Here is a 23,074-nt window from a genome sequence, read left to right as displayed (position 1 = left end):
ACGCTAAGGTGTCTTATCCGGCAATATCTTCGTGCGGGGACAACCCCGCACACACATCAATAATCTCGCCCCCTCCCCTGTGCTACACTTCGCGCCATTCCTTTCAGCTACGAGTTTGCAATGAGACGAGAACTTGCCATTGAATTTTCACGCGTGACCGAAGCGGCCGCGCTGGCTGGCTACAAATGGCTGGGCCGCGGCGATAAAAATACCGCTGACGGCGCGGCGGTGAACGCCATGCGTATTATGCTCAACCAGGTCAACATCGACGGCACCATCGTGATTGGCGAAGGTGAAATCGATGAAGCGCCGATGCTGTTTATCGGTGAGAAAGTCGGTACGGGTCTTGGTGATGCGGTAGACATCGCCGTCGATCCTATCGAAGGCACGCGTATGACGGCAATGGGCCAGGCAAATGCGCTGGCGGTACTGGCCGTGGGCGACAAAGGCTGCTTCCTGAACGCGCCGGACATGTATATGGAAAAGCTGATTGTCGGCCCAGGCGCAAAAGGGTCCATTGACCTGAACCTGTCGCTGGAAGCTAACCTGCGTAACATTGCCGCCGCGCTGAACAAACCCCTGAGTGACCTGACCGTCACTATTCTGGCGAAACCTCGCCATGATGACGTTATTGCAGAGATGACGAAACTGGGCGTGCGCGTATTCGCTATTCCCGACGGCGACGTCGCGGCCTCAATTCTGACCTGCATGCCTGACAGTGAAGTTGACGTGCTGTACGGCATTGGCGGCGCACCGGAAGGCGTGGTCTCCGCCGCCGTTATCCGCGCGCTGGATGGCGATATGCAGGGCCGTCTGTTGGCGCGTCATGACGTCAAAGGCGACAGCGAAGAAAACCGCCGCATTGGCGAACAGGAACTGGCCCGCTGCACTGCGATGGGCATTGAGGCGGGCAAAGCGCTGCGTCTGGACGAAATGGCGCGCAGCGACAACGTTATTTTCTCTGCCACCGGCATCACCAAAGGCGATCTGCTGGAAGGCATTAGCCGCAAAGGTAATATCGCGACCACCGAAACGCTGCTGATCCGCGGCAAATCACGCACAATCCGCCGCATTCAGTCGATTCACTATCTCGATCGCAAAGATCCCGATGTGCAGGCGCACATCCTGTAATTGATTTGATCAATAGAGCCTTCCAGCCCATCCGGGCTGGAAATCTTTCGTCCAACGAACGAAGATAAGGCAATCAAAGCAGACAGGAGAAAACCATGGCAGATTGGGTAACAGGCAAAGTCACAAAGGTGCAGAACTGGACCGATGCCTTATTTAGTTTGACCGTGCGAGCTCCAGTTCTTCCTTTTACTGCTGGCCAGTTTACCAAGCTTGGCCTGGAAATCGACGGCGAGCGCGTCCAGCGCGCCTATTCCTACGTCAATGCGCCCGACAATCCCGATTTAGAGTTTTATCTGGTGACGGTTCCCGACGGCAAACTCAGCCCTCGTTTGGCCGCGCTGAAACCTGGCGATGACGTTCAGGTGGTCAGTGAAGCCGCTGGCTTCTTCGTGCTGGATGAGGTCCCCGATTGCGACACGCTATGGATGCTGGCGACCGGCACGGCTATCGGCCCGTATTTGTCGATTTTGCAGTTAGGCAAAGATCTGGATCGCTTTAAAAATCTGGTGCTGGTCCACGCCGCGCGCTATGCCGCCGATTTAAGCTACCTGCCATTGATGCAGGCGCTGGAAAAGCGCTACGAAGGTAAATTACGTATCCAGACCGTTGTTAGCCGTGAAACTGCGGCAAATTCGTTGACCGGGCGAGTGCCGGCGCTGATTGAAAGCGGTGAGCTGGAAAAAGCGGTAGGTCTGCCAATGGATAAAGAAACCAGCCACGTAATGCTATGTGGAAATCCACAAATGGTACGCGACACGCAGCAACTGTTGAAAGAGACCCGGCAGATGACCAAACACCTGCGCCGTCGACCAGGCCATATGACCGCTGAACACTACTGGTAAGGGCTTGCCGGATGGCGACGCTAACGCGCCTTATCCGCCCTACGAGTCAGCTCTGTACTTTACGTCCTGCGTATCTTTACCATATTTATTTTCGTCCTGGGTGCCGACAAACGCGCCCAGATCGATAAGCATGCCGACCAGAATCAGCGTCGGAAGAAAACGGCCTACCGCCCATTGCCAGACGCCAGGTAACATCGCCCAGTTTCCGGCCAGCAGCATCCACGCCAGAATCATCAGCAACGCCCACGCCCCTGAACGCCCTCGGTCATGCAGACGCTTTACCGTCACCGCCGCCGTCGGCCATAGCAGACACACCAGACAAAATGCCGCGGTTTGAATATCGAGTAATTGCTTACTCGCCAGTGAGAACAACGCCAGCATACTGACGAGCCACAGACCGATCCAAATCCAGAAATCACGGCGTCCAATACGCCCTTTAAATGAGAATAACCACTGCTGTATGGTCATGTAGGTTCCTTTATTATTACCTTCCAGGACAGTTTACCCTTTTGACAAGCCGGACGGTTACCGTTTTAATCGTGAGCAGTGAGAATGAAAGGTACAATTGATGAAGCAAGGATTTACACTGTTTTTATTACTGTTTTCAGCCTTAACCGTAAGCACTACGGCGCAGGCGGAAGAGCCATCGACGGCAATCACGGCCCCCTATTTGTTGGCGGGCGCGCCAACTTTTGATCTATCGATTAGCCAGTTTCGTGAAAACTTTAATACACAGAATCCGAAGCTTATCCTCAATGAATTCCGTGCCATCGACAGCAGTCGCGATCGGGCGAATCTCACCCGTGCCGCCAGCAAAATCAACGAAAACCTGTATGCGTCCTCAGCCCTTGAGCGCGGTACATTGAAAATCAAAAGTATGCAGATCACCTGGCTGCCGATTCAGGGGCCAGAACAAAAGGCGGCGAAAGCGAAAGCGCTGGAATATATGAGCGCCGTCATCCGCACCGTCGCGCCGCTGCTGACGAAAGAACAGAGCCAGAAAAAGCTGCAAAAATTGCTCGCCGCAGGCAAAGGTAAGCACTATTACGCCGAAACAGAAGGCGCTATTCGCTATGTCATAGCAGATAACGGTGAAAAGGGGCTGACCTTCGCTGTTGAACCGATTAAGCTGGCTCTATCTGAAAACCTCGAAGGGTCGAATAAGTGACAAAAAGCAAAGCCTTTCTGGGGATGAATCTCTATACTGTTTCACAGACCATGCTGCCCTGACGGGCGGCCATATTCCTTAATTCGCTGACAAGCGTGGAGAAATGAAATGCGACATCCTTTAGTGATGGGTAACTGGAAACTGAACGGCAGCCGCCATATGGTAAACGAACTGGTTGCTAATCTGCGTAAAGAACTGGCTGGCGTTGCTGGCTGTGCAGTAGCGATTGCTCCGCCGGAAATGTATATCGACCTGGCGAAACACGCCGCTGCCGGTAGCCACATCATCCTGGGCGCGCAGAACGTTGACCTGAACCTGTCTGGCGCATTCACCGGTGAAACAAGCGCTGAAATGCTGAAAGATATCGGCGCACAGTACATCATTATCGGTCACTCTGAGCGTCGTACTTATCACAAAGAGTCTGACGAGCTGATCGCGAAGAAATTCGCTGTGCTGAAAGAGCAGGGTCTGACTCCAGTTCTGTGCATCGGTGAAACCGAAGCAGAAAACGAAGCGGGCAAAACTGAAGAAGTCTGCGCACGTCAGATCGACGCCGTTCTGAAAACTCAGGGCGCTGCGGCATTCGAAGGCGTAGTCATCGCTTACGAACCAGTATGGGCTATCGGTACCGGTAAATCTGCAACTCCGGCTCAGGCTCAGGCTGTTCACAAATTCATCCGTGACCACATTGCTAAAGCTGACGCGAAAATCGCTGAACAGGTTATTATCCAGTACGGCGGTTCCGTAAATGCGGGCAACGCGGCAGAACTGTTCGCTCAGCCGGACATCGACGGCGCGCTGGTTGGCGGTGCTTCTCTGAAAGCAGACGCTTTCGCAGTCATCGTTAAAGCAGCAGAAGCCGCTAAACAGGCTTAAGTTGTATGGCGGGAGGAGCACTCCTCCCGTCGCATCAGGTTTACCAGTATCCCAGCCAGTGCCACCAGAAGGCGCCGGTCACACCCCAAATGGTCAGGTTGACCACACTCATTACCAGCCCCGTTTTCCACCACTCCGCCAGCGTGACATAGCCCGAACCAAAGATAATAGGCGCAGTACCCGTGCCATAGTGCGTGAGCGACATCATCAAGGAGGAGGAGAAACCGAGCATTAAACCAAGCAGCGCTGGCGGCGCGCCGAGGCCTAAACCTGCAGCGAAGAACGCAGCGAACATCGCCGTAATATGCGCAGTTGTACTGGCGAAAAAGTAGTGCGAATAGACGTAAAGCAGAATCAACAACAGCGTCGCAATGCTCCAGTGCACACCCAGATGGTCGATTGCACTACCCACGCTGGTCGCCAGCCAACCAACCAACCCAAGCTTGCTGAGAAAATCCGCCATCATTACCAGCGCCGCGAACCAGACTATGGTATCCCACGCTCCACGGCATTTAAGAATGTCTTCCCAGCTTAATACTCCCGCCATCAACAGAATCGACAAACCAATTAACGCGGCGCTTGTGGGGTTTACGCTCCAGGCGCTGCCCATCAACATCGCGGGCACTCCCGCCCACAGGCAGAGCAGCAAAATGAAGACGGCCAGGGTAATTTTCTCTGCCAGTGAAAGCGGACCTAGCGCCTCCAGTTTTTGTCGTGCGAACTGCGGCGCATTTGGCGTGCGCGTGATAGCTGGCGGATAGAGCCACCAGATTACAATCGGCATGACGACCAGCGAGACCACAGCGGGAAGCAGCGCCGCAATAGCCCACATTCCCCAGGTCATGTTCAGCACGCCATCCGTCCCCTTCGTTAAAAAGCTAACGATTAAGGGGTTAGGTGCGGTCGCGGTGATGAACATTGCCGAGCTGATGGGGTTAATGTTGTAATTCACCAGCGCCAGATAGCGACCCGTTGAACCATTCTCGTTGTTTCCCGGTTGCGATCCGAGGCTTTCCGCAATCGCCCGCATTACTGGGTGGATAATACCACCGCCACGCGCCGTGTTGCTGGGCGTAACCGGCGCAATCAGCGTTTCCGCAAGGGTTAATGCCCACGCAATACCCAGCGTTCTTTTACCAAACAGCGCAATAAACCCGTAGCCAATTCGCGCCCCCAGGCCGGTCTTTAACAGACTTTGCGACAGCATAATGGATAAACCAATCAGCCAGATTAACTGGTTAGAAAAGCCACTCAACGCATCGTTCAGTGCGGCCGAGGGTTTACCGGGGTTAGTGACGCCGGTCATCGCCACCAGCATAATCGCCACAACCGCAATGGCGCCAATGGGCATGGCTTTACCGATAATCGCTGCGATCGTACCTATGAACAACGCCAGCAGATGCCACGCTTGCGGAGTGACATCAGGCGGACACGGGATAACAAACCAGATGGTCAGCGTGATCGCGAGCGAAATGATGGCAGGCCAACAGCGGATAGGGGTCAAACTGTCCATGAATCAATCCTTGAGTTTCCAGTGCACAAATCTGCGCCCCGGTATTAACCGCCATCAGCCCAAATAAAACAATTCATCATCTCACAAAACAAAAAATTAACATTTAGATACAGTTATAATTTACCCAGCATACTGAACCAGAGGTAATCCAACGGCAGAAGCACCAGATACGTTGCCGCCGCCAGCGCAATACACAGCAGCATCCCCGCCCTCGCAGGCACTTTCCCAAGCGCCATCGCCACAACAATGGGTGAAGCCTGATACGGAAGTAGCGGTGTGGAATATCCCAGTACCTGAATCATAATCACCGACAGCAGCGGGAATCCCGTCGCATCGGCAAAGCTTTGCGCCAGCGTGGTATATAGCGCCGGAACGCCGTTTGCCGTCATAATAAAATTGAGTGCGGTGGTAATGCCAGTCAGCGCGAGGAAGCTGGTAAACGGTTTTTCCGCGTCCAGCGGCATCACCTGTAACAGCGCCTCGCCCACCGCACTGCCAATACCGGTCTGCGTGACGGTGATCGCCAGCCCCAGAATACCCGCCACATAGATACAGGTACGGATATTGACCCCACTGGAAAACTCCTCGCCATTAATAAAGCCAACCCGAGGTAGCAGCGTGATAACCGCCGCCGCCAGTCCGGTCCACGCTGGACCAATGCCGTGCCAGCTTTCGCTTACCCACAAAAACAACACCACCGCTAACATCCATGCCAGACGTTTTTCATCCCGGCTCATCGGCTCAGGCGGCGTCAGATCGCGCGGTGCATGGGGCTTACCAGGAAACAGCCAGCAGATAAGTACGATGAGTACCGCGCCCTTGAGCCAGCCCAGAACCGGCGTATGTAACAGTAAATAGGGCAGATAATTCAGGTGGATACCGTAAGAACCTTCCGCTGCGCCGCTCATCACCAGATTCGGCACGTTAGCGGGTAAAATCGTCGCGGAAAGCTGGAACGTCCCAAACCCGACGGCTAGCGCCAGACCATACCAGGCTCGCGTGCCGTCGTTAATTCCCGCCCGTTTCGCCATCGCCGCGACAATCGGCATCAGCAGCGCAATGCGCCCCATATTGGACGGCATTACAAACGCCAGCGCATAACTTAGCAGTACCACACTCGCTACCATTAACGGCCAGGAGTCGGTCAATCGCGATGACAGCGCCCTCGCCGCCCTGTCCGCCAATCCCGTTTTACGAATCGCGATACCCAGCACGAAGCCACTGAAGACCAGCCAGAATGCCGATGACGCAAAGCCGCCAAAAATCACATCCGGTGGCGCTATTTTGGCCACCATCGCCACGGCAAAGAACAGCAGCGCCGTTATAAATTCCGGTAGTAGCGACGTCGCCCAGAGAATAATGGTGATGCCAACCACCAGAGAAGGAATAAACAGAGGGTGTGAAAGCCAGAGCGACATGCCTGTCTCCTGTTGTTTTTTTCAACAAGAATACGGGGGCAGGCATGCGGAGTAAACGCCAGATTAGGTAGGGTTAGCGCAGAATATCACATTGATGATCCTGAATTTCCTCAGCAGAGGCGAGATTCAGCGAAAGCAAGTTACGCTGAGTCGCCAGCAGGACAAAAGACTCATCGCTTTGGCGCACCATCGCCAGCGCATAGCGGCCCATATGTTCTCGCGCATCCGGTACTTCTTCCGCCAGCATAATAAACGGGCTGCGTTGCGCCAGTTCGTTTTCCGTGACGCGACGCGCCAGATATTCATGCCCGCGTAATCCACCCGGCAAAGGCAACCAGCGGGTGCTGATTTTCGCCATGTTGTCATCCAGCTGCTTTCTGACATCGGTTCGCAGGCAGGAGATATGAATGTGCAGGTGATTTTGCGTACGCCCGCTACGCGAGTTAATGGTCAGCGATACCGCTTTGTCAGGGATCTCCTGACCGTATTTTTGGCTCATAAAGCTACGCGCCTGCCAGGCCAGCCAGAAAAAGTTCGGCGTGCCTGATTCCAACAGCAACGGGCTTTCCGTACCATTGATACGGTAACCAGGCATCAACAGATATTGCAGCGGACCGTTACGATCTTTGTACACCACATATCCGGCGTCTGGTTTCACTTCCGCGCACGGTGCGGGATCCTGCTGCTGCAACTGGTGCGGCAAGCATTGCTGAAGAACAATCTGGCGTAACGCGTCCGGGTTGCCGGTGAATTTCCAGTAACCAATGCCAGCAGCGGCAGCCACCACAATCACCGCCAGTAAAAGATAGCCTGCTTTTTTCATTACGCGTTCCCTGTATCCTATTGAGGGGCAAGAGTAACGCAAAACCATGACAAATAAAAAACCCGGTCGCGTTATGCCACCGGGTTGGTAACTCACAGATTTATTTAACGCTTGCTGATCTGGTCGAACGTACCGCCGTTAGAGAAGTGCTCTTTCTGTGCTTTCGTCCAGCCGCCAAACTCTTCGTCAATGGTGAACAGCTTCAGCTTCGGAAAGGCATTTTCGTATTTCTTCGCCACTTCAGCATCACGCGGACGGTAGAAGTTTTTCGCTGCTATCTCCTGACCTTCCGGCGAGTAGAGATACTTCAGGTAGGCTTCCGCTACCGCTTTGGTGTCTTTCTTTTCCACCACTTTGTCGACCACGGAAACGGTCGGCTCCGCGAGAATAGATTCACTCGGGGTGACTATCTCGAATTTATCTTTACCCAGTTCGTTCGTCGCCAGTAGCGCTTCGTTTTCCCAGGCAATCAGCACATCACCGATACCGCGTTCAACGAAGGTATTGGTTGAGCCACGCGCACCGGAGTCCAGCACTTCAACGTTTTTAAACAGGGCTTTGACGAAGTCCTGGGCTTTGGCCTGATCGTTATTGTTGTGGTGCAGGGCGTAGCCCCATGCTGCCAGATAGTTCCAGCGTGCGCCGCCTGAGCTTTTCGGGTTTGGCGTAATGACAGACACACCCGGTTTGACAAGATCGTTCCAGTCATGAATTTGTTTTGGATTGCCCTTGCGGACCAGGAAAACGATGGTGGAAGTGTAAGGTGCTGAGTTATCCGGCAGACGCTTGATCCAGTTTTTATCGATACGACCACGTTCAGCAATAGCGTCCACATCGTAAGCCAGCGCCAGCGTCACGACATCGGCTTCAATGCCGTTAATGACGGAAGTCGCCTGTTTACCCGAACCGCCGTGCGATTGGCGGATCACGACGTTGTCGCCGGTTTCCTGCTTCCAGTGCGCGCTAAAAGCTTTGTTGTACTGCTCGTACAGCTCACGCGTTGGATCGTACGATACGTTAAGTAACTGAATATCCTTTGCCAGAACGCTGGTCGATGCCAGCAATAATGTTAACCCTACGCCCCATTTGTTCATCGCCCAGCTCTCTTATGTGGTGTTGTGATGAGCAAAGCGTGCCAGAAAGCGATCCAAACATTAAAGAATAAAAAAAGATTTGCTATAACTGCGAGGAATAAATCTGAGGGATTGCCGGATGGCGGCTAGCGCCTAATCCGGCCTACACGTTTCTGCAACCTGTAGGCCTGATAAGCGTAGCGCCATCAGGCGCGCAAAAAACAATCAGTACAGTTTTTTCGCGCAGTCCAGCCAGTCACCTTTGAAAGGACGCTTCATGTTTTCGATAGCGTCGATGATGTCATGGTGAACCAGTTTTTCGTTCTGAATACCTACGCAACGGCCACCGTGACCTTCGAGCAGCAGTTCAATGGCATACGCGCCCATACGGGACGCCAGAATACGGTCATAAGGAACCGGAGAACCACCACGCTGGATGTGACCCAGTACGGTTGAACGCGTTTCACGGCCCGTTTCTTTCTCGATGTAATGCGCCAGTTCGTCAACGTCACACATGTGTTCAGTGATCGCTACAATCGCGTGTTTTTTACCTTTCGCGATACCGGCTTTGATTTCAGCAACCAGATCGTCACGGCTGAATTCTACTTCCGGAACCACCACGAACTCACAACCGCCGGCAATCGCTGCCGCCAGAGTCAGATCACCACAGTAGCGGCCCATCACTTCAACGATGGAAATACGCTGGTGAGAAGAAGAGGTATCACGCAGACGGTCAATCGCTTCGACTACAGTACCCAGCGCGGTGAAATAACCGATGGTGTAGTCGGTGCCCTTGATATCGTTGTCGATAGTGCCCGGCAGACCGATGCACGGGAAGCCCATTTCAGTCAGGCGTTTCGCACCCATGTAAGAACCGTCACCGCCGATAACAACCAGGGCGTCGATGCCACGTTTCTTCAGGTTTTCGATAGCCACCGCACGCACGTTTTCGTCGCGGAATTCCGGGAAGCGGGCAGAACCGAGGAAGGTACCGCCACGGTTGATCATGTCGGACACGCTATAGCGGTCGAGCTGGACCATACGGTCTTCATACAAACCCAGGTAGCCATCATGGATCCCCATGACTTCCAGCCCTTCCGTCAACGCTGCACGTACAACACCACGGATTGCTGCGTTCATGCCCGGCGCATCACCGCCGCTTGTCAACACACCGATTTTCTTAATCATGACTACCTCTGAACTTTGGAATGCAAAATGAAATCTGCTGCCGGAAGTCGATTCCGCATATCGAAACGATCCAACGAATATGCAGATAGTATAACAATCACTTCCTGCTGAATTGATTCAGGTCAGGCCAAATGGTGGTAATTTATACACAAAATGCTGGCCTGGTTCACTTTTTTTACAACGAATTATGAAAGCTCAAACATCTTGCCTTCCTTGGGTACGACGGAACAGGGATCCTGATGAATAATGACATCCGATCCCGGGAAACGTCGCAAAATTGCCTGCTCGACCTGCTCAGCCACTACATGCGCCTGAACGAGCGGCAGATTATCTTCCATTTCCAAATGAATCTGAATAAAGCGGGTCGGCCCTGACTGCCGCGTGCGAAGATCGTGAGCGCCGCTGACTCCCGGCCATGACGTCACGATATCAATAATTTCCTGACGTTCTTCATCGGGTAAAGCGCGATCCAGCAATGACTGCACCGCCTCATACCCCATGCGTAATGCGCTATATAAAATATAGATGCCAATTCCGAGTGCAAACAAGGCATCTGCGCGATGCCAGCCATACCATGCCAGCCCAAGCGCAATGAGAATCGCACCGTTCATCATAACATCAGACTGATAATGAAGCATATCCGCCCTAACGGCCTGACTTTGCGTACGCTTCACCACCCAGCGCTGAAACGAGACCAGTATGATGGTGCACACTAACGCAATGATGGTGACAATCACCCCGACGCCGGGATCTTTCATCGGCGTGGGTTGGATAAGATGCTGAATCCCGGTCAGGAATAAAAACAGCGCTGAGCCGGAAATAAACATACTTTGCGCCAACGCCGCCAATGATTCCGCTTTACCGTGTCCAAACGTGTGTTCATCATCGGCCGGTTGCAATGAATAACGCACCACCAACAGGTTGGTTAACGACGCCGCGATATCCACCAAAGAATCCACCAGTGCAGCCAGAATACTGACCGATCCGGTGTACCACCACGCAAAAATTTTGATCAAAAGTAACAGCGATGCCATCACGGTCGCCGCGATTGCCGCCCGGCTAACCAGCCGCCCATAGGTTTGATTCATAAACACTCCTGCCAGGATATGCCGCTAGTATAACGGATGAAGTAAAACAGTCAGGCAATTACCGAGTGACAAATTTTGGGCAAAAAAAACCCCCACATCATGTGGGGGAAGACAGGGATGGTGTCTATGGCAAGGAAAACAGGGTTACTACTGGGAACGTGAGTTGCTACTACTCAATAAATTCAACGATGAGCTTTTTTGCCAGTGCGCGACGTCGCGCAGTTGCTCCATTCGTTGTTCATGTTTCTCATTTAAAACCGCTTGCTGCTCGGGCGTTAACAGGCGATACATCTGGTTGCGAACCTTGGCTATTTCAACCTGGCGGGCAACCTGTTCCTGCGCCATTCTTTCTGCCTGAGCGCGCACAGCGCTTTCATCAAATTTCTCTGCGGTGACAAGGCGATGCATTGTCTCCATTTCGCTAACATTAACAGGAGGCTGTTCGTGTCTTGCCTGCTGCATTAAATCTCGCATCTGTTGACGTTGATGTTCGGTTAAACTGATACCGTCAAACATGTGGCTCTGTACGCTGCGTTGCGAGGAGACTTCACCCAGGTGCCAGTGATCGCCTGTGACGACTTCAGCTGCATGGCTTAAAGTACTGAGTGCCAGCGTTGAGGCCATGACGGCAGCGGTTACTTTGCCCATCACTTGCTCCCAAAATCTTTTCTGTCGCGATTCAACGAGAGACAGTTTACGATTCGGGCTGCAAACATGCGTCAGGGGGTGTAAAACAACGTAAAGTCATAGATTAGCGACGCCTGATGACGTAATTTCTGCCTCGGAGGTACGTAAACAATGAATAAAATCCTGTTAGTTGATGATGACCGAGAGCTGACTTCCCTGTTAAAGGAGTTGCTCGAAATGGAAGGTTTCGATGTGCTGGTTGCCCATGATGGGGAACAGGCGCTCGAGCTTCTGGATGACAGCATCGATTTACTTTTGCTCGACGTCATGATGCCAAAGAAAAACGGCATCGATACACTGAAAGCGCTTCGCCAGACACACCAGACCCCCGTAATCATGCTGACCGCTCGCGGCAGCGAATTGGATCGCGTTCTCGGCCTTGAACTGGGCGCGGACGACTATTTACCTAAACCGTTTAACGACCGCGAACTGGTCGCGCGCATCCGCGCTATTCTGCGTCGCTCGCACTGGAGCGAACAGCAGCAGAGCAGCGACAACGGCTCACCGACTCTGGAAGTGGATGCGTTAAGCCTCAACCCGGGTCGCCAGGAAGCCAGCTTCGACGGGCAAACGCTGGAGCTAACCGGCACCGAATTCACCCTGCTCTATTTGCTGGCGCAGCATCTCGGCCAGGTGGTTTCGCGTGAACATCTGAGCCAGGAAGTGCTGGGCAAACGCCTGACGCCTTTCGATCGCGCGATCGACATGCATATCTCAAACCTGCGTCGTAAGCTGCCAGAGCGTAAAGATGGGCATCCGTGGTTTAAAACGCTACGTGGTCGCGGCTACCTGATGGTCTCCGCTTCATGATAGGGAGTTTAACCGCACGCATCTTTGCCATCTTCTGGTTGACGCTGGCACTGGTGTTGATGTTGGTACTGATGCTACCCAAGCTCGACTCACGTCAGATGACCGAGCTACTGGACAGCGAGCAGCGCCAGGGGTTGATGATTGAGCAACACGTTGAAGCTGAACTGGCGAACGATCCACCCAACGATTTAATGTGGTGGCGTCGCTTGTTTCGGGCGATAGACAAGTGGGCGCCGCCAGGACAGCGGTTATTGCTTGTTACCACGGAAGGACGCGTGATCGGCGCAGAACGCAATGAAATGCAGATCATTCGTAACTTTATTGGTCAGGCCGATAACGCCGACCATCCGCAAAAGAAAAAATACGGTCGCGTGGAGATGGTCGGGCCTTTTTCCGTCAGAGACGGTGAAGATAACTACCAGCTGTATCTCATTCGACCTGCCAGCAGCTCGCAATCTGACTTTATCAACCTGCTGTTCGACCGACCGCTGTTGTTGCTGATCGTCACCATGTTAGTCAGCTCTCCGTTATTGCTCTGGCTTGCCTGGAGCCTGGCGAAACCGGCGCGTAAGTTGAAAAATGCAGCGGATGAAGTGGCCCAGGGCAACCTGCGTCAGCATCCGGAACTGGAAGCCGGTCCGCAGGAGTTTCTGGCGGCGGGCGCCAGCTTTAACCAGATGGTGACGGCGCTGGAGCGGATGATGACCACGCAGCAGCGCCTGCTGTCGGACATCTCTCACGAGTTGAGAACGCCGTTGACACGTCTGCAACTGGGTACCGCTCTGCTGCGCCGTCGTAGCGGTGAGAGCAAAGAGCTGGAGCGCATTGAAACAGAAGCGCATCGGCTGGACAGCATGATCAACGACCTGCTGGTGATGTCACGTAATCAGCAGAAAAACGCGCTGGTCAGTGAAACGGTGAAAGCCAATCAGCTATGGGGCGAAGTACTGGATAACGCCGCCTTTGAAGCCGAGCAGATGGGTAAATCGCTCACGGTGAATTTCCCGCCGGGTCCGTGGCCGCTGTACGGCAACCCAAATGCGCTGGAAAGCGCGCTGGAAAACATTGTGCGCAACGCCCTACGCTATTCACACACGCAGATTGAAGTGGGCTTCGCGGTGGATAAAGACGGGATCACCATCACCGTTGACGACGATGGTCCGGGCGTCAGCCCTGAGGACCGGGAGCAGATTTTCCGTCCGTTCTATCGTACCGATGAGGCGCGCGATCGCGAGTCTGGCGGAACGGGTCTGGGTCTGGCGATTGTGGAAACCGCGATCCAGCAGCATCGTGGCTGGGTGAAGGCCGAAGACAGCCCGCTGGGTGGTTTACGGCTGGTGATTTGGTTACCGCTGTATAAACGCGCTTAACAGGCTTCCCCGGTCACGTATCGCCGGGGAAGCACTCACATCATGCAGTTGCGGTCGCAGCCGCTAGCTTTTGCTTTTTGATCCGCTTCACCAGAATTGTCGAACAGATAAAGCCCATTAAGCTGAACGCAATCATCACGCTAAAAACATAGTTGTAGCCTGTGATGCCGCTATTGGTGTCCAGCAAATATCCGTATAACGTGTACGCAAACATGGCGGGCATATAACCGATGATGCAACCAAACGCCATTGCCGAACCGGCATACTCACGTGGCGTACCAATCTCATCCATCGGCGCGAAGAAAATCGCACGCTGTGAGAAGATAATCGCCCCAAATCCTAATGTCGCGGCCATACCGATATACACGTTCATTGTTTGATGCGGCAACTGCATGAAAACCAGCATCGCAACGGCAGAGATCAGAAAGGTCCATTTCAGGTACACCGTAGGCGATTTAGCAACCTTATCCGCCAGCAGCCCACCAATCGGCCCTCCTACCATTTTTAACGCATATTGGTTAATGATGCCGTACGCGCCGACCAGTGCTACCGGCAACATGTAGATGTCTTTTAAGAAGGGGATAAAGTAAGTCAGCCCACAATATGCGGCGTAAACGAAGAAAATCCCTAAAGAAGCCAACCAGACGTTAGGACAGGACAAAACATGTTTAATCCCCTTTAACACTTCCATATTGGCACTGGTATTCTCGCCGCCTTTCACTTTGTCGTCATCGACAATAAAGTACGTCACAATACCTGCCGCAAGCGTAATGACCGTATAAAACAACAGACCCGCCTGCATTCCCGCTTTGCCTTCACCAAACTGAACGAAGACAAACAGAGCGCCAGAAGCGACGATGACATCCACCACGCCACGTCCGGCTTCTAAAAAGCCAAACATGCGGCCTTGTTCTTCTTTCGTACCCAGCAGACGTACGGCTTTCAGCAATACCGGCCAATACACCACATCGGCAAAAAACGCCATTGCGGCAAAGCAAATGAGATAACCGGTAAATGACGGTAGCGTTGCCAGATATAAACCGCAAAGCCCAACGCCGATCAGACCAAAGGGTAATAATATTTTCTTAGAATAACGGTCTGCAATATAGAGCGAAAGAAACAGGCCGGTTGTCTGAACAATCGTATAAACCGTAAAACTCAAGCCAATCTGCGTATTGGTTAAACCCCAGTCATTTTGCATTGGCACATAGAAAACATCTTTCATACTTGAAAGTTTGAATATTGTGCCGCCGCCTAAAATCAAAAAACAAAGCCTTGCCCATTTATTCATGAACATGAGTAAACCCTCATTGCTTGTTGAGAGAAATATTTAGATTAATTTATATAATTAATAAAATTGTAGAGTTATTTTCATAACCCTGTTCGCATTTAGTAAGATTTTAAAAAGTTATTGATTACCTATAAATTTATTACACAAGTCACGAATATATTTTATTTGAGCCAGAGCATGTTCTTTTTCCTGCGCCAGTCGCGCATCAATCATGTCAGCGTCGGGTAGCGGCGTATAACTTGCATCGCGCCATGGGATCCAGGGATTATCACCTTCATCATCGAAACGAAATGCCGGAGCATAATATTCAACTTCTTCTTCCAGACCAAAAGCATGTACTTGTGGTTTATCTTCACCTAAGAGTAATAATGCCTTGAGCATCTCCTCCATGGGTAAGTCGCCGTATCCTGAACGACAAGCCTCATGCCCCCAGCCTTTACCTTCTTTAATAATTTTAGCGTCTTTAATATGTACCTGAGTGATCCAAGGAGACATGACCTCTAACGCAGAAAGCGGCTGCTCATTAGCGTTAATCATGTTGCCAAAATCAAACAGAATAGAGAGATTCTTCATCCCACTATTCTTAACCAGCGTCACCAGTTCATGACCTTGCAGATCTTCATGCTGTTCGATGGTAAAGCTTAGGCCGCAGTCATCATGCTGAGACAACCACGCAATATCATTAGCGATCTTCGCCATAACATCGTTGAGATGCCCTTCATAGCGCGGGTAGAAACGAACTGACGTTGCGCCAGTTGCCATGGCAATACGGATCGCATCCGTCAATGTCGCCTGGTCCGATGCGCTGGTTTCAATATGCACATCCAAATTATATTTTTTGGCCTTTTCTTTAAAATCGTGTAACTGCCGATCGTTTAGTTTCTGCAGTGACTGGGACTCGCCATCCTCAACATGTATTTTTACACCTTTTAATTTTTGCTGATATGCAATATCCAGAAGATCGCCAGGGAGGACTCTCTCATAGCGCATATTCAGATGAAAGGCATAAGCATGTAGGTACAGCGGTATATTTCTCGCGCGTTCAGCGAGAAGTTCCTGGTTATATTTTCCCATAGTTTTCTCATTCATCACGAATAACAAGTTCCACTGATTCAAGTCGCCAGTATTCAAAATCAACCTGAACCACTTTTTTGTCTCGGGTTGCCCGATGTTTTTCTACTAAAATTCCATAAGTATTTGGCGCAACGCCCAGTTCTTTGCAGGCCACTTCCGGCATATTGACCGGTTTAAAAATCATCTCTTTGATATTTAAAACATGACCGAACGCATCTTCCCAGACGCTGGCAAAAGACTGATTGCCAAGTTTATTTATAAATCCCGGTGCAACATCGGCATCAATATAGGATTCATGGTAAAACACTTTATGTGAATCAAGACCACACCAGCCGGTAACTAAATAACGATCGCCGGAGGAGAGAAAAACATCATCAACATGGTGCGGAACCGTCTCAATCGTTTCCTTGGTCAAATAATCCCAAAAAGGTTTACGCCCTTGGGCACAGGCCTCGGCATTGAAGCTGGAAAGTGATTTCGGGTTATAAATGAATCGCTTCGATGAAATAAACCACCCGCTACGGTTCTTGCGGAAAATACGTGCATCAATCTCCAGCTCGATCAGAACCTGACGTAAGGTCATGCGCTTTGCATCCAGCAGCTCACATAGCTCTCTCTCCGAAGGCAATTTGGAGCCCGCTGGCAAATTATTCTCGTTTAACCAGCTTTCAAAGCGCTCTCTGAGCACATCAACATTGTTTTTCTTTTTCATCTCACTCAATCTGGTTTAAACCAATTTGAAGCTAAGATATTTGAGTGCACGAAATACTCAAGTTTTTTTTCAACGCAGCGTTTCTTTTTGTGGGCCAGGTATCAAGAATGGCCTGGACACATGGCGCGACAGGCAGGTTTTAGTACGTGAGGAGATGAACCATGAGGAAGATAAATCAGGTGTCGCCACCTGATTTAATGGCAAGCTAAAGGTGAGAGTTATTTCCCCCACAAACGGCGGGAATTATCTTCGATCTTGCCGCTTAAACGGCGCTTTTGCATCGTTCTGGTCCAGCTCTTCGATAACCCGGCAGCCGACAGTAAACGGTGATACTGCGAGTCATCAAACGGCATATGCCAGGCAATGGCAATCGCCTCGCGCACGCTGACATCGCTCACGCGTGACGCCAGGATCAACGGCGCGTCTGCCGACACCTGACCGGGAGCGATGACGCTACACAGCCAGCCCGTCTTGCCCGCATCCTGCATCTGGCTGGCCATATCGCTGATGCCAAAATGGAAATTCAGCTTAAAGCACGGCGAGCGCGGCTGTGTGACCTGAATCAGCGCGTCTCCCCACTGGAAAATGTCGCCAATATACACATTCTCTTCTGTCAGCCCCTCAGTGGAGAGGTTTTCGCCAAAAGCGGGGGCAACAAATAACTCCGCCTGCTCCGGAAACTCTTGTCTCCAGTGCTGATAGTGTTCACGCGGATAGTGGCACAGCGCGCGATCCGGCCCGCCGTGAATTTTCGTTTCCGCCTGTTCATCCCCCGTCAGGCCCAGTTCGGTCAGCATCAGCTCACCATCGACCTGAACTTTAGCAATCGCGCTGGGACGGCTTCCCGTGTAGTCCCGAATCTTGCCTGTAAAAACATCGACCGGATATCGCATCTGTTCCCTCTCCCGATAAATTTCCCCCATTACACCATATTTATTTTATCCCAGTCGCTCAAAATGAGAGCACGGTTCACATGAAGCTTAGGGACACATGCTATCAATGTAAGCTGGTTTTGAAACATCATTTCAAATAAGGAGTCGACTACGTGACTGGTCAATCGCAATTTGCTGGCGTCTGGTGCCCTTCCATTACGCCAATGGATAATGACGGCAAGATCGATCTCAACGGTCTGAGCCAGCATCTCAAACGTTTAACCGAGGCCAAAATCGACGTGATTTTGCTGATGGGCAGCATCGGGGAGTTTGCTTCCTTTACGCTCGAAGAACGTCTGCTGCTGATCCGTGAAGCCCGGGCCATGAGCTCGCTGAAGATGGTCGCCAACGTCTCATCCACCTGCCAGAAGGATGTTCTGTTGATGGCGCAGGAAGCATATCGCGCAGGTTATGATGCCGTGATGATCCTGCCGCCTTACTACTACGGACAAACGGCGAAACAGTTGCTGAGCTACTTCCGCCAGTTGGGACAGAAACTCAGCGGTAAATGGTTTGCCTATAATTTCCCGGCGCGTACCGGCTGTGATTTAACGCCGGAGCTGGTTGCCACTCTCGCTGCCGAGTTCCCAAATTTCGCCGGCATCAAAGATACCGTCGACTGTCAGTCACATACCCGCAGCATGATTCAGACAACGCGCGCCGTGCGGGAAGATTTTGCCGTACTGTCCGGTTATGACGAATACTACATTCCTAACCTGCTGGCAGGCGGGGCGGGGATTATTTCAGGGTTGAACAACGTTATGCCGGAACTGTTTGTCAGTGCGCGGGAGGCGTTTAAGCAGGGCGATCTGGCGACGCTTCGCGATATTCAGGACCAGATTGGCACCTATATGTCCATCTACGCCATTGGCGAAGATTTTGTCACCACCATCAAAACCGTGGTATCGCGTAAGTTTGGCTACTGCACCGGTGTGTCACGTAATGCTGGCGGAGAGTTGAATGAGGGGGAATGTCGGACTATTGATGAGGTGTTCGTCGTCAAAGGTTAACTGACTAAGCCGGATGGCGCAGACCATCCGGCAAAAGAGGCTTACTTCACGGTACCACGAAGATCAATTTCCTCCGCCCTGGCTTTGACCTTTTTCGACCAGATGGACGTGATAATCGGTACCAGAATGGAGGTCACAATCACCGAGGTCGCCACCAGAGAGGTTGCCGCTGGCGCCATCGGTTTAAATGCCGGAACCATTTCAGCAATCAGTACCGGCGTGGCAACCGCCGCACCCGCTGAGCTGGAAGCGGCAATCCCCGCTGTTCCATCGCCGCCGCCAATCAGTTTATCGGCGATAATCAATGGGATCCCGGTGATGATAATCACCGCCACGCCCAACAGAATCCCCAGCACGCCGGTCTGCGCAATCACGCTCAAATCAATGGTGTTACCCAGCGCGAAGGCGAAGAACGGGATCAGAGTCTGCACAGCTTTGCTGAAGAACTCCCGCAGTTCAGGGTCCAGATTACCCAGCGCAAAACCAATCAGGAAGGGTAATACGGCCCCCACAAACACGTGTGGTTCAAACGAAGCAATCCCCGCGGTACCCAGAATCACCATGGTCATCAGCGGGCCTGATTCCAGAGACATCAGGACAAATGCCCCGGCCTCTTCTTTGGTGCCATACTGCTGCATAATCGAGGCGTACAGCCCACCGTTGGTCATATCCATGGCGGCCACCAGCGCCAACGTGGACAACCCGGCGAAGAACCCGACTTCCACACCGTGTTCCGGCAGGATGCGTGAGGCAATTGCCGCCACCACCCACGCCACCAGAATTTTGGTGATGACTAACGTGCCTGATTTACGCAGCACAGTGCCGGTTGCACTTAGCTTAATCGATGCGCCCATACAAAAGAACCAGACCGCCAGAATAGGCACCGTACCGGTGATCATACCGTTGGTAAATGAGCCGAAATATTTCCCGGCGCCGGGTGAAAAGGTGTGACATAACGCGCCGAGGAAAAGCGGCACCAGCATCATCCCGCCAGGGATTCTCTCTATCGTACGTTTGATCTGCATTTCCATCACCTGTAGACATAAAAATGGGGCAATTTTTATGGGCGATTGCATCTTGCTTTTGAGATGCGCCCGTCTTGATGAACAGAAGATAGACATTCAGAGGAATTATAAAAGTGATCTCACCCGCACAATAAAACATTGTTTCAATTTAAATGGATCAATGTTCCTATGTTGATTTTGATCACAAAAAAGCCCCCACAAGCAGCGCTTGCAGGGGCATTATTTAAGCGTAGAACTTATTTTTTAGCGGCGAAACGCGCTGCAGCTTCGTCCCAGTTCACCACGTTCCAGAACTCTTTAATGTAGTCCGGACGGCGGTTCTGGAATTTCAGGTAGTAAGCGTGTTCCCACACGTCCAGACCGACGATCGGGAAGCCGGAAGCGCCAGAAATTGCTTCACCCATCAGCGGGGAATCCTGGTTAGCGGTGGAAACGACAGCCAGTTTGTCACCTTGCAGTACCAGCCACGCCCAGCCGGAGCCGAAGCGGGTGGCCGCTGCTTTTTCGAATTCAGCTTTGAAGTTGTCAACAGAGCCGAAGTCGCGTTCGATAGCCGCTTTCAGATCGCCCTGCAGCGTAGTGCCGGTTTTCAGGCCTTTCCAGAACAGGCTGTGGTTAGCGTGGCCGCCTGCGTTGTTGCGCAGTACGGTTTTCTTGTCCGCTGGCAGTTGATCCAGTTTGGTGATCAGCTCTTCAGCCGACAGGCTGGCGAATTCAGGCAGACTTTCCAGCGCAGCGTTGGCGTTGTTTACGTAAGTCTGGTGGTGTTTGGTATGGTGAATTTCCATCGTCTGCTTATCGAAGTGCGGTTCAAGGGCATCATAAGCGTACGGCAGGGATGGCAGTGTATAACTCATAATCATCTCCAGTGTTGTCGGGCGGCCAGTGTTAACGCCGCGTAAGCAGTTGGGTCATTATAGTTAATTAAATGATATTGAAAATGATTATCAATGCCGTACTTTTTACAAGGTTTTAATCGTTCAGTCTATTGCAAAAGTTGTGAACCGAATCACCCACTTAACGTGATGATTGCCAACATGCGCAAAATGGCGGCAAGCGTTAAAAGGTTAACACCTTGCGTAATTTTTAAACTCGTTAGGTCGGAGGGGTCATTACCGACGATAAAAAATAACGAGGATTAAGTCATGAGTAACGCGATTACGATGGGTATCTTTTGGCATTTGATAGGCGCAGCCAGTGCCGCCTGTTTCTATGCCCCGTTCAAGCAGGTCAAACATTGGTCATGGGAAACGATGTGGTCGGTGGGCGGGATCGTCTCCTGGCTTATCCTTCCGTGGACTATCAGCGCTATGTTACTTCCCAATTTCTGGGCCTATTTCAGCTCCTTCAGCCTTTCCACACTGGCCCCGGTATTTCTTTTCGGGGCGATGTGGGGGATTGGCAACATTAACTATGGCCTGACTATGCGTTATCTCGGTATGTCGATGGGTATCGGCATTGCGATAGGTATTACGCTGATTGTCGGCACACTGATGACCCCGATTATCAACGGCAACTTTGATGTGCTGATCAACACCTCCGGCGGACGCATGACGCTGCTTGGCGTACTGGTCGCACTGATTGGCGTGGGCATTGTTACCCGTGCGGGTCAATTAAAAGAACGCAAAATGGGCATCAAAGCCGAAGAGTTTAATCTGAAAAAAGGGTTAGTTCTGGCGGTCATGTGCGGCATTTTCTCCGCAGGGATGTCATTTGCGATGAACGCCGCGAAACCGATGCACGATGCCGCCGCCGCATTGGGTGTGGATCCGCTGTATGTCGCCCTGCCCAGCTATGTGGTTATCATGGGCGGTGGTGCACTCGTCAACCTGGGTTTTTGCTTCATTCGTCTGGCAAAAGTGAAGAACTTGTCGATAAAAGCCGACTTCTCGCTAGCTAAACCGCTGATCATCAGCAACGTGCTGCTCTCCGCGCTCGGTGGCTTGATGTGGTATCTGCAATTTTTCTTCTACGCCTGGGGCCACGCACGTATTCCGGCACAGTATGACTATGTAAGCTGGATGCTGCACATGAGTTTTTATGTCCTGTGCGGCGGAATTGTTGGTCTGGTATTGAAAGAATGGAAAAATGCGGGTCGCCGTCCGGTCAGCGTACTGAGCCTCGGCTGCGTGGTGATTATCGTCGCGGCAAACATTGTTGGTCTGGGAATGGCCAGCTAAGCATGCTGGGTACTGAGATGACGCCACTGGCTCGGCGTCATCCCGGTTTCCCGCGTAAACACTACCGAAAAGTAGTTACTATCCTCAAAGCCACAGCGCATGGAAATCTCACTAATCATTAACCGGCTATGCTTGAGCAGATATTGAGCATGGCAGACCCGCACCTGGCGGAGATACTGGTTGATGGTCATCCCGGTCTGGCTACGAAACTGCTGGCGCAAAACGCGCTCGCTGCATTGTTCGCGCTCGCAAAATTTATCCAGTTCGAAAGCATGCTCATGGCTCCCGGCTAACGCGGTAATGAGTTTATCCAACAGCGTTTCACTCGACGTTGCCGGGAGCGTATCTGTGGCATAACGATGGCGTTTAAGGAGTGTCACCAGTTGCCCGAATAGCAGTTCCGCCATGCTAAAAGCCTGCGCATCGCGTTGATTACTTTCATGCTCAAGCTGGCTTATCACCTGCCGGGCCTGCGTCATGCCAACGCTGCCGAGTCGCCAGTGCGGCTGCCGCGGCGTACCGTTAAATCCGGGGATCGCCCCTTCCCAGTCAACATTCAGCGTCAACCGCTCCGGGCAGTAGATGATATTTTGCAACACAAGGTCGTTTACGGAAGTGTAGGAATGTTTGTCTTCGGCGCGAATGTAAAACAGATCGCCACGGGTTATTCGGTATGGACGATCGTTAAGGACATGCAGACCATTGCCGCGCCAGACCAGGACCAGCTCGCAAAATTCATGGGTATGCTCCGCAAAGACATCCTGCGGATAGCGGTCAGCCACGGCAACAGCCTGCTGCTCATGCGCAAAAAAATCTGATTTCAGAAGGATTAGCTGATTCGCCACCGCATTACCTCAACCTGG

General features: G+C 52.1%; 23 protein-coding genes. 8 read left to right on the top strand and 15 right to left on the bottom strand.

The window, feature by feature from the left end:
- The first annotated feature begins 120 nt into the window (after positions 1–120).
- Both glpX and fpr read left to right on the top strand, forming a co-directional pair.
- Positions 121–1,131: a class II fructose-bisphosphatase gene (gene glpX, locus FDX04_RS22105; RefSeq protein WP_038635990.1), complete on the top strand. Its 1,011-nt coding sequence runs from the start codon at positions 121–123 to the stop codon at positions 1,129–1,131.
- Positions 1,132–1,226: 95 nt separating this feature from the next.
- The gene (gene fpr / locus FDX04_RS22100; protein WP_038635988.1) at positions 1,227–1,973 is read left to right on the top strand and encodes a ferredoxin--NADP(+) reductase; all 747 of its coding nucleotides are present in this window, start codon (positions 1,227–1,229) and stop codon (positions 1,971–1,973) included.
- 39 nt (positions 1,974–2,012) lie between these two features.
- Here the strand turns inward: fpr and FDX04_RS22095 are convergent, their stop codons facing one another.
- A complete protein-coding gene (locus FDX04_RS22095) occupies positions 2,013–2,441 on the bottom strand; it encodes a DUF805 domain-containing protein (RefSeq protein ID WP_042313402.1) in 429 nt (142 codons plus the stop codon).
- Between the two features lie 100 nt (positions 2,442–2,541).
- Between FDX04_RS22095 and FDX04_RS22090 the strand changes: the two genes are divergently transcribed.
- Positions 2,542–3,141, top strand: a complete 600-nt coding sequence (locus FDX04_RS22090) for a YiiQ family protein (RefSeq protein WP_042313405.1) — start codon at positions 2,542–2,544, stop codon at positions 3,139–3,141.
- A 108-nt stretch (positions 3,142–3,249) separates the two neighbouring features.
- Positions 3,250–4,017, top strand: coding sequence for a triose-phosphate isomerase (tpiA, locus tag FDX04_RS22085; RefSeq protein WP_038635981.1), 768 nt, complete (start codon positions 3,250–3,252; stop codon positions 4,015–4,017).
- A 40-nt stretch (positions 4,018–4,057) separates the two neighbouring features.
- On the opposite strand, the gene FDX04_RS22080 is transcribed toward tpiA, so the two are convergent.
- The 7 genes from FDX04_RS22080 to cpxP form a co-directional block, all read right to left on the bottom strand.
- On the bottom strand, positions 4,058–5,530 hold the full coding sequence (locus FDX04_RS22080; RefSeq protein ID WP_042313410.1) for a DASS family sodium-coupled anion symporter: 1,473 nt from the start codon (positions 5,528–5,530) through the stop codon (positions 4,058–4,060).
- Positions 5,531–5,643: 113 nt separating this feature from the next.
- Positions 5,644–6,948 (bottom strand): SLC13 family permease, encoded by a 1,305-nt coding sequence (locus FDX04_RS22075; RefSeq protein WP_061382571.1) that lies wholly within the window; start codon positions 6,946–6,948, stop codon positions 5,644–5,646.
- A 73-nt stretch (positions 6,949–7,021) separates the two neighbouring features.
- Complete coding sequence (locus FDX04_RS22070; RefSeq protein WP_137359872.1) at positions 7,022–7,771, bottom strand: CDP-diacylglycerol diphosphatase; 750 nt, start codon at positions 7,769–7,771, stop codon at positions 7,022–7,024.
- A gap of 104 nt (positions 7,772–7,875) precedes the next feature.
- Positions 7,876–8,865 carry a sulfate/thiosulfate ABC transporter substrate-binding protein Sbp gene (gene sbp, locus FDX04_RS22065; protein ID WP_042313417.1) on the bottom strand — a complete coding sequence of 330 codons (990 nt, stop codon included), beginning with the start codon at positions 8,863–8,865 and terminating at the stop codon, positions 7,876–7,878.
- Between the two features lie 204 nt (positions 8,866–9,069).
- Entirely contained in the window at positions 9,070–10,032 is a 963-nt protein-coding gene (pfkA, locus tag FDX04_RS22060; RefSeq protein WP_006686196.1) for a 6-phosphofructokinase, read from the bottom strand.
- A gap of 185 nt (positions 10,033–10,217) precedes the next feature.
- Positions 10,218–11,120 carry a CDF family cation-efflux transporter FieF gene (gene fieF / locus FDX04_RS22055; RefSeq protein ID WP_038635968.1) on the bottom strand — a complete coding sequence of 301 codons (903 nt, stop codon included), beginning with the start codon at positions 11,118–11,120 and terminating at the stop codon, positions 10,218–10,220.
- Positions 11,121–11,267: 147 nt separating this feature from the next.
- A complete protein-coding gene (gene cpxP / locus FDX04_RS22050; RefSeq protein WP_137371476.1) occupies positions 11,268–11,768 on the bottom strand; it encodes a cell-envelope stress modulator CpxP in 501 nt (166 codons plus the stop codon).
- A gap of 150 nt (positions 11,769–11,918) precedes the next feature.
- Here cpxP and cpxR point away from each other — a divergent pair, with 150 nt between their 5' ends.
- Together cpxR and cpxA are read left to right on the top strand one after the other, a co-directional pair.
- A complete protein-coding gene (gene cpxR / locus FDX04_RS22045; protein ID WP_038635960.1) occupies positions 11,919–12,617 on the top strand; it encodes an envelope stress response regulator transcription factor CpxR in 699 nt (232 codons plus the stop codon).
- Positions 12,614–13,987, top strand: coding sequence for an envelope stress sensor histidine kinase CpxA (gene cpxA / locus FDX04_RS22040; protein ID WP_042313425.1), 1,374 nt, complete (start codon positions 12,614–12,616; stop codon positions 13,985–13,987). The genes cpxR and cpxA overlap by 4 nt, the downstream gene beginning before the upstream one ends.
- 40 nt (positions 13,988–14,027) lie before the next feature.
- On the opposite strand, the gene FDX04_RS22035 is transcribed toward cpxA, so the two are convergent.
- From FDX04_RS22035 to yiiM, 4 genes are all read right to left on the bottom strand, one after another.
- The gene (locus tag FDX04_RS22035) at positions 14,028–15,278 is read right to left on the bottom strand and encodes an MFS transporter (protein WP_087856673.1); all 1,251 of its coding nucleotides are present in this window, start codon (positions 15,276–15,278) and stop codon (positions 14,028–14,030) included.
- A 117-nt stretch (positions 15,279–15,395) separates the two neighbouring features.
- Entirely contained in the window at positions 15,396–16,352 is a 957-nt protein-coding gene (locus FDX04_RS22030) for a sugar phosphate isomerase/epimerase (protein WP_042313589.1), read from the bottom strand.
- 7 nt (positions 16,353–16,359) lie between these two features.
- A complete protein-coding gene (locus FDX04_RS22025; protein ID WP_042313430.1) occupies positions 16,360–17,064 on the bottom strand; it encodes a GntR family transcriptional regulator in 705 nt (234 codons plus the stop codon).
- Between the two features lie 218 nt (positions 17,065–17,282).
- The gene (yiiM, locus tag FDX04_RS22020; RefSeq protein WP_042313432.1) at positions 17,283–17,957 is read right to left on the bottom strand and encodes a 6-hydroxyaminopurine reductase; all 675 of its coding nucleotides are present in this window, start codon (positions 17,955–17,957) and stop codon (positions 17,283–17,285) included.
- A gap of 152 nt (positions 17,958–18,109) precedes the next feature.
- On the opposite strand from yiiM, the gene FDX04_RS22015 reads away from it, so the two are divergent.
- Positions 18,110–19,006 carry a dihydrodipicolinate synthase family protein gene (locus tag FDX04_RS22015; protein ID WP_121529789.1) on the top strand — a complete coding sequence of 299 codons (897 nt, stop codon included), beginning with the start codon at positions 18,110–18,112 and terminating at the stop codon, positions 19,004–19,006.
- A 41-nt stretch (positions 19,007–19,047) separates the two neighbouring features.
- On the opposite strand, the gene kdgT is transcribed toward FDX04_RS22015, so the two are convergent.
- Both kdgT and sodA read right to left on the bottom strand, forming a co-directional pair.
- Positions 19,048–20,031 (bottom strand): 2-keto-3-deoxygluconate transporter, encoded by a 984-nt coding sequence (gene kdgT / locus FDX04_RS22010; protein ID WP_079225712.1) that lies wholly within the window; start codon positions 20,029–20,031, stop codon positions 19,048–19,050.
- Positions 20,032–20,267: 236 nt separating this feature from the next.
- Positions 20,268–20,888: a superoxide dismutase [Mn] gene (gene sodA / locus FDX04_RS22005; RefSeq protein ID WP_038635943.1), complete on the bottom strand. Its 621-nt coding sequence runs from the start codon at positions 20,886–20,888 to the stop codon at positions 20,268–20,270.
- Positions 20,889–21,176: 288 nt separating this feature from the next.
- Here sodA and rhaT point away from each other — a divergent pair, with 288 nt between their 5' ends.
- A complete protein-coding gene (gene rhaT, locus FDX04_RS22000) occupies positions 21,177–22,211 on the top strand; it encodes an L-rhamnose/proton symporter RhaT (RefSeq protein ID WP_042313441.1) in 1,035 nt (344 codons plus the stop codon).
- Here the strand turns inward: rhaT and rhaR are convergent.
- Positions 22,208–23,056, bottom strand: coding sequence for an HTH-type transcriptional activator RhaR (rhaR, locus tag FDX04_RS21995; protein ID WP_042313444.1), 849 nt, complete (start codon positions 23,054–23,056; stop codon positions 22,208–22,210). The two genes, rhaT and rhaR, sit on opposite strands and share 4 nt — an antisense overlap.
- Positions 23,057–23,074: the final 18 nt, after the last annotated feature.

This window comes from Citrobacter sp. wls615, from assembly GCF_005281355.1.
Classification (GTDB): Bacteria; Pseudomonadota; Gammaproteobacteria; order Enterobacterales; family Enterobacteriaceae; genus Citrobacter; species Citrobacter werkmanii.
The sequence above is the reverse complement of the archived record's forward strand: the minus strand, read 5'-3'. Positions and strand labels throughout refer to the sequence as shown.

Bases quoted from the DNA above. Each gene is read 5' to 3' on its own strand.
- FDX04_RS22030 (WP_042313589.1), bottom strand. From the start codon at position 16,352: ATGGGAAAATATAACCAGGAACTTCTCGCTGAACGCGCGAGAAATATA.
- kdgT (WP_079225712.1), bottom strand. From the start codon at position 20,031: ATGCAGATCAAACGTACGATAGAGAGAATCCCTGGCGGGATGATGCTG.
- cpxP (WP_137371476.1), bottom strand. From the start codon at position 11,768: ATGGGCAAAGTAACCGCTGCCGTCATGGCCTCAACGCTGGCACTCAGT.
- glpX (WP_038635990.1), top strand. From the start codon at position 121: ATGAGACGAGAACTTGCCATTGAATTTTCACGCGTGACCGAAGCGGCC.
- FDX04_RS22025 (WP_042313430.1), bottom strand. From the start codon at position 17,064: ATGAAAAAGAAAAACAATGTTGATGTGCTCAGAGAGCGCTTTGAAAGC.
- yiiM (WP_042313432.1), bottom strand. From the start codon at position 17,957: ATGCGATATCCGGTCGATGTTTTTACAGGCAAGATTCGGGACTACACG.
- sbp (WP_042313417.1), bottom strand. From the start codon at position 8,865: ATGAACAAATGGGGCGTAGGGTTAACATTATTGCTGGCATCGACCAGC.
- sodA (WP_038635943.1), bottom strand. From the start codon at position 20,888: ATGAGTTATACACTGCCATCCCTGCCGTACGCTTATGATGCCCTTGAA.
- FDX04_RS22070 (WP_137359872.1), bottom strand. From the start codon at position 7,771: ATGAAAAAAGCAGGCTATCTTTTACTGGCGGTGATTGTGGTGGCTGCC.
- FDX04_RS22090 (WP_042313405.1), top strand. From the start codon at position 2,542: ATGAAGCAAGGATTTACACTGTTTTTATTACTGTTTTCAGCCTTAACC.
- FDX04_RS22080 (WP_042313410.1), bottom strand. From the start codon at position 5,530: ATGGACAGTTTGACCCCTATCCGCTGTTGGCCTGCCATCATTTCGCTC.
- fpr (WP_038635988.1), top strand. From the start codon at position 1,227: ATGGCAGATTGGGTAACAGGCAAAGTCACAAAGGTGCAGAACTGGACC.
- FDX04_RS22035 (WP_087856673.1), bottom strand. From the start codon at position 15,278: ATGAATAAATGGGCAAGGCTTTGTTTTTTGATTTTAGGCGGCGGCACA.
- fieF (WP_038635968.1), bottom strand. From the start codon at position 11,120: ATGAATCAAACCTATGGGCGGCTGGTTAGCCGGGCGGCAATCGCGGCG.
- cpxR (WP_038635960.1), top strand. From the start codon at position 11,919: ATGAATAAAATCCTGTTAGTTGATGATGACCGAGAGCTGACTTCCCTG.
- pfkA (WP_006686196.1), bottom strand. From the start codon at position 10,032: ATGATTAAGAAAATCGGTGTGTTGACAAGCGGCGGTGATGCGCCGGGC.
- rhaT (WP_042313441.1), top strand. From the start codon at position 21,177: ATGAGTAACGCGATTACGATGGGTATCTTTTGGCATTTGATAGGCGCA.
- FDX04_RS22095 (WP_042313402.1), bottom strand. From the start codon at position 2,441: ATGACCATACAGCAGTGGTTATTCTCATTTAAAGGGCGTATTGGACGC.
- cpxA (WP_042313425.1), top strand. From the start codon at position 12,614: ATGATAGGGAGTTTAACCGCACGCATCTTTGCCATCTTCTGGTTGACG.
- tpiA (WP_038635981.1), top strand. From the start codon at position 3,250: ATGCGACATCCTTTAGTGATGGGTAACTGGAAACTGAACGGCAGCCGC.
- FDX04_RS22075 (WP_061382571.1), bottom strand. From the start codon at position 6,948: ATGTCGCTCTGGCTTTCACACCCTCTGTTTATTCCTTCTCTGGTGGTT.